The organism is Acinetobacter sp. 479375, assembly GCF_000581715.1.
Lineage (GTDB): Bacteria > Pseudomonadota > Gammaproteobacteria > Pseudomonadales > Moraxellaceae > Acinetobacter > Acinetobacter ursingii.
Map to the genome: position 1 here is coordinate 147,118 of NZ_JEZN01000003.1, position 13,131 is coordinate 160,248.

8 protein-coding genes are annotated in these 13,131 nt (G+C 40.1%); 6 read left to right on the forward strand and 2 right to left on the reverse strand.

The window, feature by feature from the left end; genetic code table 11:
* Positions 1-87 precede the first annotated feature (87 nt).
* Entirely contained in the window at positions 88-1,995 is a 1,908-nt protein-coding gene (locus J500_RS04465) for an esterase/lipase family protein (RefSeq protein WP_004998046.1), read from the forward strand.
* Positions 1,996-1,998: 3 nt separating this feature from the next.
* Here J500_RS04465 and J500_RS04470 read toward each other — a convergent pair whose 3' ends face one another.
* Positions 1,999-3,027 carry an ABC transporter substrate-binding protein gene (locus tag J500_RS04470; RefSeq protein ID WP_004998045.1) on the reverse strand — a complete coding sequence of 343 codons (1,029 nt, stop codon included), beginning with the start codon at positions 3,025-3,027 and terminating at the stop codon, positions 1,999-2,001.
* Positions 3,028-3,618 carry an ANTAR domain-containing response regulator gene (locus tag J500_RS04475; RefSeq protein WP_004998042.1) on the reverse strand — a complete coding sequence of 197 codons (591 nt, stop codon included), beginning with the start codon at positions 3,616-3,618 and terminating at the stop codon, positions 3,028-3,030.
* A gap of 446 nt (positions 3,619-4,064) precedes the next feature.
* Here J500_RS04475 and J500_RS04480 point away from each other — a divergent pair, with 446 nt between their 5' ends.
* The 5 genes from J500_RS04480 (at position 4,065) to mobA (ending at position 13,129) form a co-directional block, all read left to right on the forward strand.
* Positions 4,065-5,414 carry an MFS transporter gene (locus J500_RS04480; RefSeq protein ID WP_004987861.1) on the forward strand — a complete coding sequence of 450 codons (1,350 nt, stop codon included), beginning with the start codon at positions 4,065-4,067 and terminating at the stop codon, positions 5,412-5,414.
* A gap of 42 nt (positions 5,415-5,456) precedes the next feature.
* Positions 5,457-8,003 carry a nitrite reductase large subunit NirB gene (nirB, locus tag J500_RS04485; protein ID WP_004998037.1) on the forward strand — a complete coding sequence of 849 codons (2,547 nt, stop codon included), beginning with the start codon at positions 5,457-5,459 and terminating at the stop codon, positions 8,001-8,003.
* Between the two features lie 11 nt (positions 8,004-8,014).
* A complete protein-coding gene (nirD, locus tag J500_RS04490; RefSeq protein ID WP_004998035.1) occupies positions 8,015-9,661 on the forward strand; it encodes a nitrite reductase small subunit NirD in 1,647 nt (548 codons plus the stop codon).
* 82 nt (positions 9,662-9,743) lie between these two features.
* Entirely contained in the window at positions 9,744-12,524 is a 2,781-nt protein-coding gene (locus J500_RS04495; protein ID WP_004998032.1) for a nitrate reductase, read from the forward strand.
* Positions 12,521-13,129, forward strand: a complete 609-nt coding sequence (mobA, locus tag J500_RS04500) for a molybdenum cofactor guanylyltransferase (protein ID WP_004998030.1) — start codon at positions 12,521-12,523, stop codon at positions 13,127-13,129. Before J500_RS04495 ends, mobA begins: the two co-directional genes overlap by 4 nt.
* Positions 13,130-13,131 lie beyond the last annotated feature (2 nt).

Sequence of the window (13,131 nt, forward strand, 5' to 3'; positions counted from 1 at the left end):
GAGCTTTATGATCAATTTAGATTCGAGTTTTTGCAACGTCAATCCAGCATTCATTTCATAAACTCGTGCTGATTTGGGGAAAAAAGCATGCGTGACTGTGTGATTCATCTAGCTAAAATAAGTTTTGTCATAGTGACAATGATAAGTTCAGGCTGTCAGTTGGTTCAATTACGTGAAAATCAACTGAGTCAGTCTTTAGATGATAAGATGACGAGTATATTAACCAGTCAGCATTTAAGTTCGGCAACGGCGAACATTATTTACTTGACGAATTTTAATCAAAAAAAATGTTTGGCGGAATTTGATCAGTGCTTAAAAGCAGTCGATGGCATTCACTCGAATGATAAAGATGCCTATCATGCGGCGTTAAGTGAGCTTTATTTAGCAAAAGCGCTTGAATTAGAGTCGCAATGTCAGCTGACAAAAGCATCTCAATGCAGTAATCAAGAATTGCGCTATCTTGATCAAAGTTTAAGGCATAGTTATCATTATTTATTTGCATCAAAAAATACTCCTTCACATCGTGCTTTTGACTATCGTCAGAATCAGGTTCGTATTTTTTACAATGTTGCACTTTCAAGATTATTGTCTCGATATTCTGAGCTTCATCCACAAAGCTACATTCCTGATAGCATTTCGATTGCAGGTCACCAATACAAAATTGATACCTCACAGTTTCCACATCTAAAAGATCATCGTATTGCGAAACTAAAATCTAGCTATAATATGAATTTTTCAGGTTTTCATACCGTAAACCGTACAGATGGTTTAGGTGCGGAATTTGTGATTGAATTTGCAGAACAGTATAAAAATAACGGTTTTATTTTAGATCCAGTCTCGTTTTATCAAAACTCACTTTCTCCTAATATTCATGCTCCCAAAGTATTGCCATTGAGCGCTTTGATGGTGCCTGAAGATGAACGTATTGCTTACGATACTCAAAATACTAACTTTAAAATTCGCTTGATCGATCCTTATCTCTATCATCAAATTGAGGTGAATCAGGCAGATTATACGTTAACAGCAAATTATTCTGCGCCATTTGGCTATTGGCTCGCACAAAATCATTTGGGCAAAGCGGGTTATTGGACATTACTTAATAAAGAAAATGACTTGTTAATGCCACATTTATACATGCTGGAACCATACAATCCAAATAAAAAAGTAATTGTTTTTATTCATGGTTTAGCCAGCAGTCCAGAGGCTTGGGTTTCTTTAACTAATGATATTATGGGCGATCAGGAGCTTCGTGATCACTATCAAGTCTGGCAGATTTTTTATTCAACCAATATGCCCATTTTTGAAAGTCGCTATCAGATTTATACTTTATTGACACAAGCTTTTCAAAATATTGAGATAAATAATCCTCCTGTACAACATGCTGTGCTGATCGGGCACAGTATGGGCGGCGTGATCAGTCGATTACTGGTGAGTAATCAAGATATTTCGAATGCCGCGATTGCCAAAATGTCCAAATCACAATCTGCTATGTTGAATAAACATCCAGTGATTCGTGAGCGATTTATTTTTAAAGCAATTCCAAACTTTTCTCGTGCGATTTTTATTGCGGCTCCACATCGTGGGACAAATTATGCAGATCGTTGGTTCACCCGTTTAGCACGGAATATTATTAAAATTCCCAATGAATTTTTTGAAAATGTACAATCGGATTCTTTACTGGATAAAACCAAAACAGTACGGCATCGAGGTTTAATTGAAAATGGAGCAAGTAATCTCAGTGAAAATTCAGATTTTATGCTTCTTACTCAAAATGTAATGCCTGCACAATCAGTCAAGTATCATTCTATTATGGGTAATGTAACGCATTCAGAATTACCTTCATTTATGAATGACGGCATCGTGCCGTATCGCAGTTCACATCTAGAAGGTGCTAGCTCAGAAAAAATTATTCGCGGTGATCATTATGTACAAATGACCACTTCTGCGATCAATGAAATGCGACGGATTTTATTACTGCATTTAGAGCAAGACTAAATTTTAAATATATGTAAGTGCTCGTTGAAAGGTCACATCATCAATACACTTTTGACTAAATTGTTTAATCAATGACTGATCCACCGTTGAATCATTCACTGGATGATTCCATTTGTACATTTGTTCAAAGAGCCAGACAAAGTGTTCAATATTGGGTGAAGCTGAGTCCTCTACAAAATGTCGAATAATGGATTCAATGGCATAATACTGATGGACATGAACCTGTGGTGAACATTCAAAACGGATAATATTAAATTCGTTTAATAACTGCCAAACGGGTTCAAAATTTTCTAAAGTTTCCAACTCTTTTTGCGCTTTAATCACGGCGGCAGTCAGTGCTGTTAAGCTATTTGGATATTTAAGTGCCCATTCTTCAGTCACGGCTAAAACTTTATCAGCAATAGCAGGAATAATGTCGCGACTTGATGCGACAATTTGACTAACACCTTCTATTTCACCTTGTGTGTTCCAGGGTTCTCCAACGCAGAAACCTTCAATATGACCAGATGAAAGCGCTTCTACCAAATAAGGCGGTGGCAGCGTTTTCAACATAATATCATAAGCCAAGTTTTCATCAGCTAAAGCCAGCCATTCGCGTAGACAATAATGATGAATCGAGTGCTTAAATACATGTGCTAAGGCGATAGATTGTTGTTGATGTATATGCTTTACTAACTTTTGCGCCGTGATTTTGGCAGAATCAGTGCTCTGAATAGAAAGGGTATAACTTAAACTTTGACTTAAACTGATATATGCACGATTAATACTTAAAACCAAAGGCGTTTTGAGTGGTATGCCAATTTGGTCATCCGCAATTGCAGCGGCAGGCAACATGGCTGATAAACAATGTGCTGCATCCAATACCCCAAAAGCAAGACGATCCCGTAAACTCGCCCATGACGCTTCTTTAACCAGTGTTACATCTAAGCCAAACTCTTCAAAAAAACCGCGTTGTTTGGCCCAAAGTAGTGCAATACAGTCCAAAAGAGGAATATAACCGAGCTGGATTTTAGTTTTTTCAAGCGGGTTCATTCAATCCTCCTTCAATGGGTGGTGAAGTAATTGTTGCGCATCAATCAACCGTCGTGCCATATCGCCCATCGTAATACGATGACTCATGGCATTTTTCCTGAGTAACTGAAAAGCAGTATCTTCAGCAAGATGATGTAATTGCATTAATAATACTTTGGCTTTTTCAATATCTTTGCGATCTGCCAATTTAAGTTTGGTTTCTTTAAGATCACTTTCAAGCTGCTTATGTTTTTTATATTGTTCGATCGAAATTTCTAAAATAGTGTCTAAACGAGCAGGATCAATACCATCTACAATATATGCGGTTACACCTGCTGCAATCGCCTGTTTGATCGTATCTTTATGGGTATTTTTGGTAAATAGAACAGTAGGCAAATCAAAATGACTGACGCAATTCTCGATCAAATCACGATGTGGATGATCCATGTCTAGAAGAATCACATCGGCTTGTAATTGTTCAAGTTGGAAGTCGTTTAAGTGTTCAAGTGTTAAACAGGCAACCACATCAAAATCATGCGCACGTAAATTCTGCTGAACAAATTCAGCACGTTCAAAATCATCATCAATCAGTGCAATTTTTAGTTTTGACATAAGATATCGAATATGAGGATTGATCGCTTAACATATTGTAAGCGAAATAGATTAAAAAATTGTTAGCAAAATCGATGCCATACATAAAAGAAGCGATTTAAAAACAATTTTATATAGTTTTTAAATCAGTTTGACCTTTTATAGCGCAAAACAGAATCATTTTGATGCAATAATCTGAGACACAATCTACTTAATGAAATTATTAAGCTTTTGAGTTTAACGTAATTCATAGTTTAAAAATTTAAATTTTGTTTATATATTTCAAATTCTTAAAACTATTTATACTTTTATTTTAAAAATTGGCACAACACTTGCTGTATCTTTAATGAGTCAAAGACGACTCAAATTGAAAATTTGTAAGACGGCCAACGACGTCCGTTCTGATCGATTGCCAATGCAGCGTTAGCTGTACAGCCCATATTACGTTCAGTTCAGGAGAGAAGGCGATGTCTTCAAATTTAGATTTAACAGCAAAAAAAGCGACTAAAATAAATCTATTCAATTTTAGTGTTCCAGCGATGCGAGCCTTCCATATGAGTTGGCTCGCTTTTTTTGTCTGCTTTTTTGCGTGGTTCGCTTGCGCACCGCTTATGCCAGTCATTGCAGGTGAATTTCATCTGACCAAAGACCAGATTGCCAATATTAATATTGCCGCTGTCGCAATTACGATTTTAGTGCGCTTAATTGTGGGGCCTTTATGTGATAAATACGGGCCACGTAAAACCTATACCGCTTTGTTATTGATCGGTAGTATTCCTGTGTTTGGGGTTGCCGCATCCAATAGTTATGAATCCTTTTTATTCTTTCGCTTACTGATTGGTGCCATTGGCGCAAGTTTCGTCATCACTCAATACCATACCAGTATTATGTTTGCACCGAATGTTGTTGGTACGGCCAATGCGGCTTCTGCGGGTTGGGGAAATGCAGGCGGCGGTGCAACTCAAGCGATTATGCCATTATTGCTCTCGGCTTTAGTGATGTTCGGCGTCGAGCAAGCAATGGGCTGGAGAATTGCCCTGTTGGTACCTGGCATTATGATGGTGATCGTCGGTATTTTGTATTGGAAACTTACACAAGATGCACCCCAAGGTAATTTTGCCGAACTGCGTGCGCAAGGTGTTCAAATTGGAAGTGATAAAAAAGGCGGTGTGGCAATTTTGATGCATGCAGCACGTAACTATCGGGTCTGGATTTTGTTTGGTGCCTACGCTGCTTGTTTCGGTATTGAAATTTTCATTCATAACATTATCGCGATGTATTACGTCAATAACTTTAGCTTTAGTCTAAAAGAGGCTGGTTTTGCCGCAGGGATCTTTGGTTTGCTGGCTTTATTTGCACGTGCTTTGGGTGGGATTGTCTCAGATAAAGTTGCCCTTAGAAAAGGTCTGGATGGTCGTACTAAAGTGTTATTTGTGATGATTTTAGGTGAAGGGTTATTTCTGATTTTATTCTCTCAAATGAATAGTGCAATGCTGGCGATTATCGCGATGACAGTATTTGCTTTATTTACACATATGGCTTGTGGTGCAACCTATGCGTTAGTGCCGTTTATAGATCGTGACGCTTTAGGTGGTGTAGCTGGAATTATTGGTGCAGGTGGCAATGTGGGTGCGGTTGCAGCAGGTTTTCTACTTAAAGGAATGTTGGATATTCAAACCTGTTTGATGGTGCTGGGTGGCTTGGTGGTTATTGCCGCAGGGTTTGTGATGCTGATTCGTTTCTCGACTGAGCATAAGGTCAAAGAACAACGCCTATTTGAACAGGCCGTTCTTGAACGTAACAACCTTGCTTCTTAAAGCATTTCAAACAAATTTGACATCATTCTCAGGAGACAGCCCATGAAACTCGTTATGATTGGTCACGGTATGGTCGGCCACAAATTCATCGAAGCCATTTTAGAAAAAGCAGATGACGAATTAGAAATTACTATTCTTGCTGAAGAACCACGTATTGCCTATGACCGTGTACATTTGACTGAATACTTCTCAGGAAAATCAGCGAAAGACTTATCATTGGCACGTTTTGACTTTGCTGATGCACATGGTATCGATTTACGACTCAATACTAAAGCTGTTGCTATTGATGCTGCTGAACAAACCATTACAACCAATTTGGGTGATGTGATTCACTACGATAAATTGGTTTTAGCAACTGGCTCATACGCTTTTGTACCGCCAATTTCGGGCAATGATCGTCAAAACTGTTTTGTTTATCGTACCATTGAAGATTTGGATGCGATTCGTGCTGCAAGCTTAAATGCCAAATCAGGCGTGGTAATCGGTGGTGGTTTGCTGGGTTTAGAAGCTGCCAAAGCCTTACGAGATTTAAACTTGGAAACCCATGTGGTCGAGTTTGCACCGCGTTTGATGGCGGTACAAATTGATGACTTAGGTGGCAAGGTTCTACGTCGTAAGATTGAAAATCTTGGGGTAAAAGTCCATACCCAAAAAGCCACTCAATGTATTGAAGATGGTACAACACATCATCACATCATGAAGTTTGCCGATGGGAGCGAGCTTGAAACCGATATTATTTTATTTTCTGCGGGGATTCGTCCGCGTGATGAACTGGCGCGTTTAAGTGGATTGGCGATTGGCGAACGTGGCGGGATCAAAATCAATGATTATTGTCAAACCTCAGATGACAATATTTATGCGATTGGTGAATGTGCGCTTTGGGACAATAAAATCTTTGGTTTAGTTGCACCGGGCTATGACATGGCACGCATTGCAGCAAAACATATTCTGGCGGAAGAAACTCATTGCTTTGCTGGTGCAGATATGAGCACCAAGTTGAAGTTAATGGGCGTCGATGTGGCATCGGTGGGTGACGCACATGGCATGACGCCTAATTCACTCAGCTATTTTTATGCTGACGAAGATGCCTTGATTTATAAAAAAATCGTGGTTGATGCAGATAAAAGCAAATTGTTGGGCGCAGTTTTAGTTGGTGACGCCAAAGAATACAATGATCTGCTGCAAATGATGCTGAATGGTTTAACACTTCCAGAAATGCCTGAAAGTTTGATCATGCCGGGTTTTGCCGATTCAGGTGCAAAAGCAGGTGGGAGTGGTGTGGATTTATTGCCAGATAGCGCCACCATCTGTTCATGTAACAACGTCTCTAAAGCCGATATTTGTCAGGCAATTGCTGATGGTTCAACGTCTTTAGGTGCTTTGAAAAAATGTACCAAAGCTGCAACAGCTTGTGGGGGATGTGCGCCCCTAGTGACTCAAGTGTTAAAGTCTGAGTTACAGCGTCAAGGCGTAACCGTCAATAACCACATTTGTGAACATTTTCCATACTCGCGCCAAGAGTTATATCACTTGGTTCGTGTCAATGAAATTAAAACCTTTGATGATCTCATTCAACAACATGGTCATGGTTTAGGCTGTGATATTTGTAAACCAACGGCTGCAAATATTTTAGCATCGTGCTGGAATGACTTTGTACTAAAACCAAGTCATGCAGGTCTACAGGACAGTAATGATTACTACTTGGGTAATATACAAAAAGATGGCTCTTATTCTGTCGTACCACGTATGGCAGGCGGTGAAGTCACACCAGATGGTTTAATCGCCGTCGGTCAAATCGCCAAAAAATACAACCTGTATACCAAAATCACAGGCGGTCAGCGTGTTGATTTATTTGGTGCGCAAATTCATCAATTACCGTTTATTTGGGAAGAACTCAACGCAGCAGGTTTTGAGTCAGGTCATGCTTACGGCAAATCATTGCGTACTGTGAAATCATGTGTGGGTAGTACATGGTGCCGCTATGGGGTGGATGATTCTGTGGGTTTGGCGATTGAACTGGAAAATCGTTATAAAGGCTTACGTTCTCCACATAAGCTAAAAATGGCAGTTTCAGGTTGTACCCGTGAATGTGCTGAGGCGCAGGGCAAAGATGTGGGTGTAATTGCCACAGAAAAAGGTTGGAATATGTACGTGTGTGGGAATGGTGGGATGAAACCGCGCCATGCCGAATTATTGGCTTCTGATCTTGATACCGAAACCTTGATTCGTTATATCGACCGTTTCTTTATGTTCTATATCCAAACCGCAGATCGTTTACAACGGACCAGCGTGTGGCGTGACAATATGGAAGGTGGTCTGGATTATCTGAAATCGGTCATCGTCAATGATTCATTAGGATTGGCTGAAGAGCTTGAACGCCGTATGAGCCACGTCGTAGGAACTTATCAGGATGAATGGCGTACCGCAGTTGAAGACCCTGAAATCCGTAAACGCTTCCAAACTTATATTAATGCCAGTGCAGATCAACAAGCCGATCCACATATTCAATTTACTAACGTTCGCGATCAGATTCGCCCTTTGAATGATGCAGAACGTTCAGAAGATCGTATTCCAATGGTTGAAGCATAAGGAGAATAGAAATGACAAATCTAAAAGACATGAATATGCTTCCAGAAAATCAATGGGTCGATGTTTGTAATTTAGAAGATATCACGCCCAATACAGGGGTAGGTGCCCTTGTTGAAGGTCAATCGGTAGCGCTATTTCGTGTAGGTCATGAAAAGCGGATCTATGCACTCAGCAACAAAGACCCATTCAGCCAAGCCAATGTCATGTGTCGTGGCATTATTGGTGACTTACAAGGTGAGCGGGTGATTGCATCGCCGATTTACAAACAACATTTTAGTTTAGCGACAGGACGCTGTCTGGAAGATAAAGACCAGAAACTTCTGGTTTTTCCAACCAAAATTGAAAGTGGTCGGGTTTGGGTCGGCACAGTTCCACAAAAAACCTACATTACCAATAATGGTATTTCTCAAGACAAACTGAAATTGGTATTGATTGGAAATGGTTTAGCAGGAATGCGTTGTCTGGAAGATTTATTGGACATGGCACCAGAGCGCTATGAAGTGACCGTGATTGGTGAAGAACCATGGGGAAATTATAACCGTATCATGCTATCGCCTGTGTTATCAGGTGAGAAAACTATCGAAGATATTATGCTACATCCGCATGCATGGTATCAGGATAAGGGTATTAAATTTATTGCTCAGGATCCTGCGGTCAAGATTGATCGTACCCGAAAAGTCGTCCACACTGAGAAAGGTGAGCGTGTTGATTATGATCGTTTGATCATTGCCACAGGTTCGAAACCTTTTATTCCGCCTGTTCCAGGGGCTGATTTGAACGGTGTGATCAGCTTCCGTGATATTTATGATGTAAATACCATGATTAAATATTGCGAAACCAAGAAAAATGCAGTGGTGATTGGTGGTGGATTGTTAGGGCTTGAAGCCGCTTATGGTTTGAAACAACGTGGCATGAATGTGACCGTATTACATTTGATGGATCGAATTATGGATCGTCAATTGGATAAACGTGCTAGTGAAATGTTACGTCATAGCATCGAACAAAAAGGGATCCAGATCATCACGCAAGCCAACACGGAAGCTTTACTTGGCAAGGATGGTCATGTCAATCAGGTTCGCTTAAAAGACGGAACAATTCTTGATGCAGATTTGGTGATTTTTGCGGTGGGGATTCGTCCTAATATCGCTTTGGCGCAAAGTGCGGGACTACGTTGTCATCGCGGGATTTTAGTCAATGACACCATGCAAACCTTTGACCCAAGTATTTATGCGGTAGGTGAATGTATCGAGCATCGTGGTCAAACTTTTGGTTTGGTGGAACCACTTTGGGGACAAGCATTTATTTGTGCAACGCATTTGGCTGAACATGGCAGCTTAACTTTTAAATCACCAACCGTTCCCACTCAGCTAAAAGTCAGTGGTGTGGATGTATTCTCGGCAGGTCGTATTGATTTAGAACAGAACGATGCATCTGCAATAAGCAAGGAAGATTATGAAGACATCATTTTGAATGATGATAAACGTCAAATTTATAAGCGTATCATCATCCAAAAAGACAAGGTAATTGGAGCAGTTCTGTTTGGTGATACCGAAGATGGCATGTGGTATGCCGAGCTCATTGCAGATCAAACACCTGTTTCTACCTTTAGAAACAAGCTGTTATTTGGTAAGGATTTTGCTATGAAAAAGGTGAGTTGATTCAACTTGGCTTAGGATCAATGGCTTCTAAGCCAAAATTAGTGTGTATGTGGTATAGGTAAATTGGGTAAAAGGAGCAGTCATGAACAGTATTCAAAATTTAGAACACAGTCGCTCCGATCAAGCAGAAATTATTATTACAAAAACAACATGTCCCTATTGCGGTGTTGGCTGCGGTGTAGATGTCAATGTCCAACATAAAGCGCACGGCACTATGGTAAAAGTGGCAGGTGATATCGATCACCCTTCAAATTTTGGACGTCTTTGCATTAAAGGCAGTAATCTGGCCGATACATTGGGTTTAGAAACTCGTGTATTGGAGCCTATGTTGGGTCGTAAAGATCATCGTCAAGTCACGATTTGGGAGGCCGCAATTGAGAAAATCGCCACACAGTTCCAACACTGTATAGATCAATATGGGCGTGACAGTATTGCGTTCTATGTCTCAGGGCAGTTACTGACAGAAGATTATTATGTGGTGAATAAATTCGTTAAAGGCTATTTAGGCACCGCCAATATCGATACCAATTCACGTTTATGCATGTCTTCCGCCGTAGCTGCACATAAACGTGCTTTTGGTGAAGATATCGTTCCCGCCAGTTATGAAGACTTTGAACATACCGATATGGTGGTTTTAGTCGGTTCCAATACGGCATGGTGTCATCCAGTGTTGTATCAACGCATCATGCATGCCAAAAGTAAAAATCCAGATTTATTTGTAGTGGTGGTCGATCCTCGTTTTACCAGTACTTGTGAGCAAGCGGATTTACATTTACCGATTTTACCTGGTCAGGATGTAGCGTTATTTAATGGTTTATTTCAGTATTTATATCAAAATAATCATGTAGATCATGAATTTGTTGAAAAACATACCGAAGGTCTGGAAGCACTGTTAGCTGCCAGTGAAAGCGAACAAGATATTCATGAACTAGTAAAACGTACAGGAATTTCAGCAGAAAAATTACAATTATTTTTTGATAGGTTTGCCCAGACTGAAAAAGTCATGACGCTATTTTCAATGGGTGTCAATCAATCTTCTCAAGGGGTGAATAAAGCCAATAGCATTATCAATTGTCATTTACTCACTGGAAAAATTGGTAAATTAGGTGCAGCGCCGTTTTCAATGACAGGTCAACCCAATGCCATGGGCGGGCGCGAAGTGGGTGGTCTTGCAAATATGTTGGCGGCACATCTGGATATTGATAATCCATCACATCAACATCTGGTACAAAGTTTTTGGAAAAGCCCAACCATTGCAACACAAACGGGTTTAAAAGCGGTTGATTTATTTCAGGCCATAGAAAGTGGAAAGATCAAAGCCGTCTGGATTATGGCAACCAATCCTGTCGTAAGTTTACCTGATGCAGAGCAAGTTAAACGTGCATTAGAAAAATGTGAGTTTGTGGTGATTTCTGATATTTGTGCCCAAACCGATACCACAGCATATGCAGATGTTTTGCTTCCTGCATTAGGATGGGGCGAAAAAGATGGCACCGTCACCAATTCGGAACGCCGTATTTCACGGCAACGTGCATTTTTAGATTCACCTAAACAAGCTAAAGCGGATTGGTGGGCAGTCTGCGAAGTTGCCAAGAAACTCGGCTTTAATGGTTTTGATTTTAACAATGCCTGTGACATTTTTAATGAACATGCTGCTTTGTCAGCTTATCAAAATGCCAGTATTGAACAACGTGATCAAGTTGAACATTTTCGTTATTTCAACTTAAAAGGTTTAATGAATTTAAGTGTAGAGGAATATCACCAACTGCCACCCACACAATGGCCTGTTTGGGAGAAAAGTCAACGTATTGCGGTTGAGCAATTATTTGATCGAGGTGATTTTAGCCATAAAAACAAAAAGGCCAAAATGATCGCAACTCTTGCTATTGATCCTGTCCATACGATTTCAGAAGATTATCCTTTGATTTTGAATACAGGGCGTATTCGTGACCAATGGCATACCATGACCCGAACAGGTTTATCTGCCAATCTCACCACGCACCGTGCTGAACCATTTTGTGAAATCCATCCCAATGACGCCCTAAAATTTGGTATTCAAGATAAAGCCTTAGTTGAAGTCCGTTCAGAATGGGGCAGTTGCGTATTGCGTGTAACACTTGATCAAGGTGTACGCCGTGGCCAAATTTTTGCACCGATTCATTGGACAGAACAAGTGGCTTCGGATGCTCGTATTGGTAAAGTCGTCAATCCAGTGGTCGATGCAATCTCTGGTGAACCTGAATTTAAACATACCCCAGTTGCAATTCAAACATTCCATACCACTTGGCAGGGCGTGTTATACGTCCGTGAAGGTATTGAGCAACATATTCAGACTTCTTTACAACAATGCGCGTGGTGGGCAAAAATTAAAACGGCAAAAGCCTTTCGTTATGAAATTGCGGCTCGTCAAAGTTTTGATCAAACACAAAATAATTTAAAAAATTTTTTACCGTTTATTGATGAAACATATGAATGGTTAAGCCTTGAAGATCGATCATCACAACTTAGTCATAGTGTTATTTTGCAAGATGGCATCTTAATTGCTAGTTTATATATCGCACCAGCAGATTTGTTACCTGATCGAGATTGGGTGGCAGGTTTGTTTAAGCGTGAGCGTTTGAGTGCATTACACCGTAAGGCTTTATTGGCGGGTACGCCAATTTCAGCTACCAATAGCGATGGACCATTGGTATGTAGTTGCTTTAAAGTCGGTAAAAACAAGATTATTGAAGCCATTAAAACGCAAAATATCACTCATGAAAAACAAGTCACCGCCTGTTTAAAAGCGGGTGGAAACTGTGGTTCGTGTTTACCTGAAATTCGTGGTTTGATTAAAAGTTGTCAGCAGGAGGCTGAAATATGAAAAAATATCCTCTTACAGACTTGGTCATTTTGGCGGGTGGTCAGGCAAGACGCATGAATGGCGTCAATAAGTTATTGCAAACTTTTGATGATCAAATGCAGCTTTTAAAAATCTACAACACGTTTAAAGATCAGGTGGGTGAAGTCTGGATCAATAGCCACCGAGATACTCGGCTGTATCAGCAGATTATTCCAAATATTCAATGCTATGCAGATGATCAGGCCGGTTTTTTAGGGCCATTAATGGGAATGAAAAGTGCGTGGTCGCATGTACAGGCGAATTATGTATTGTTTATTCCTTGCGATGTAACTTATATTCCCACTAAAGTGCTGCAAACATTGCATGATACCTTACTTCAGGATCAACATGCCTTGATGTCTTATGTGAATATCAATGGAGATGCGCTTTATCCGTTTTGTTTGATGAAACGAGAAAGTTGCACAGTTTTGCAACAGCATTTACTTGAAAATCAACTGAGTTTAAATAAATGTCGAAAAGATTTACATGCGCAGGTTGCATATTTCCGTAAACATCGATTATTTTTTCATAGTATTAATTCATTGGATGAATTACAGCAATATAAACAATTGAATTATCTGGCATAACA